Below are 1,939 nucleotides of genomic sequence, written 5' to 3'. Positions count from 1 at the left end.
TTGTGTCCTCATATTCGTGATAGAAGCCAACTAACGAACTTTTTCGTAGTTGGCATTTATCAATTTGCCCTTATAAGGGATTTGAACTAGCCTTACTCATTTCGTCGAGCATACGTTTTCGAAAGTTCATGGGGTTGAGATCGGGAGAGGAGATGTGTTTCACATAGTGTAAGGCACTATTTTCGATTTGGTCATCCTTCGCCTTGACCGCACCATAAAATTTATAATGTGGTAGGAAAGTCATGCCGATTTGATTGGCAAACGCTTGGAAGGGTCGGATCAGCTCGCTGATTGTATAGCCAATCAAGCCGCCCGACTGGTAGGACGATTCATCGCCTCCAATCGACATGGCAAGAACTAGTTCTTTCCCTGCAACGGCTTTACCGCCGGCTCCGAAAAGCCAGGATGTCGTAAACACGTCATCGAGCCATTTCTTGAGTAAAGCCGGCATACTGTACCACTGGATTGGAAATTGAAATATGATGCGGTCGTGCTTTGCAACGAGGTCTTGTTCATTCTCCACGTTGATTTCGTAATCGGGGTATGCCTTATATAGTTCTTGAACTGAAATTTGATCGGGATATTCACGCAATTCCGCCAACCAGCGTTTATTTACTCGTGACTGTTCGATGTTCGGGTGAGCTACAATAACCAGAATTCTCATCAATTTTCTCCCTTTATTTCGGCCTCGATGGTCTCTTTCATAACCTCTGCTCCGCGATTTACACGAGCTTGAATCTCAGTAGTGAGATGCTCTGGAAGGAAATCGGTTGTCCAGACGAGCTTTGCGCCGCTTTCGCCATGAGGAAAGACTTGGAAGGATGCATGATGATGCAACAACGGCATGCGTCCTTCTTGTACCGCATAAGCCATTCGACGTTCCCTTTCATCAATGGAAATGATGAACTCGCGTACCATGCCGCCATTTGGCAGTATGAGTGTTCTTTCATGGCCGTCCATAAGGGTATTCTCGGTATAGCCAGGGACCAGACGATGATGGACAGCACCTACGTCGCTCACCGCGTCCCATACCTGCTCCGGCGAGGCATCAATCAAAATCTCCTTGTAAATTGTTGGCAAATAATCACGCTCCTTGAGTTTATTATATTTTTGATTGAGAACTCAGTCAACTATAAAACATATATTCAATCCGGCTTGAATAACGAAATTGCCGATTCGGCGATCTGTTGGAATTTTTCGCCCATTATGCTGTTAATTTCCGTCTCCTTCAAGCCCTGAGCGGCGAGATCCTGAAGCAGCTGATCCAGATAACTCATTCCTTGGGAAATAGCTCCCCAGTATTGCATGGCCATAAGGTTCGCGTCTCCCTGACGGATGACACCATGCCCAATTCCTTTGTCAATTGCATGGGCCATTGGCTTGATAAAGCTCTTCATCCATTCAAAGGGAGACAATTCACCAGGCTCATATAGATGATGCAGATCTAGGCTGATTCGCATATAAAAACGCTGGGTCTGTGGATCCTTGAGCACACGCTCACAGATAAGTATGGCATAGTCTTTGAATTGCGCGAGCACCGGCGAATCCTGTTCAAAATACATGGTTGTGTAGTGAAGGGACTGGTCCATCATGTTTTCGTAAAGCTCCCGAAAAAGCATCTTTTTATTCTTGAAGTAGTAATATACCAAACCATGTGCAAGACCCGCCTGATCTGCAACATCGCTCAATGCCGTAGCCGAATAGCCCTTTGCCACATAGACGTGAACGGCCGCCTTTAAAATCTCTTGCTTACGTTGTTCACGAATGAACTCGTTCTGTTTCTTAGTACGTGGAGACATGTCATCACACCTTGTTTTGATTTTTTATTAACAGTATACGTCACAGCGATCAAGATGGAAAACACAAGAATGATCTCTACCAATGGAGTACTTTAGTTCAATGACATCATCAGAAGGCTGTCGATATAATAGATCGACAG

General features: G+C 45.1%; 3 protein-coding genes. All 3 read right to left on the bottom strand.

Annotated features, from left to right (window positions below; translation table 11 throughout):
- Positions 1–70: 70 nt before the first annotated feature.
- Entirely contained in the window at positions 71–664 is a 594-nt protein-coding gene (locus tag GC098_RS20790) for an NAD(P)H-dependent oxidoreductase (protein WP_171645166.1), read from the bottom strand.
- A complete protein-coding gene (locus GC098_RS20785; RefSeq protein WP_171645165.1) occupies positions 664–1,080 on the bottom strand; it encodes an SRPBCC family protein in 417 nt (138 codons plus the stop codon). Before GC098_RS20785 ends, GC098_RS20790 begins: the two co-directional genes overlap by 1 nt.
- A 65-nt stretch (positions 1,081–1,145) precedes the next feature.
- On the bottom strand, positions 1,146–1,799 hold the full coding sequence (locus GC098_RS20780; protein WP_171645164.1) for a TetR/AcrR family transcriptional regulator: 654 nt from the start codon (positions 1,797–1,799) through the stop codon (positions 1,146–1,148).
- Positions 1,800–1,939: the final 140 nt, after the last annotated feature.

It is taken from the genome of Paenibacillus phytorum (assembly GCF_013141715.1).
GTDB classification, from domain to species: Bacteria; Bacillota; Bacilli; order Paenibacillales; family NBRC-103111; genus Paenibacillus_E; species Paenibacillus_E phytorum.
Note: the sequence above shows the minus strand (reverse complement) of the source record. Positions and strands in the feature narration are given on the sequence as shown.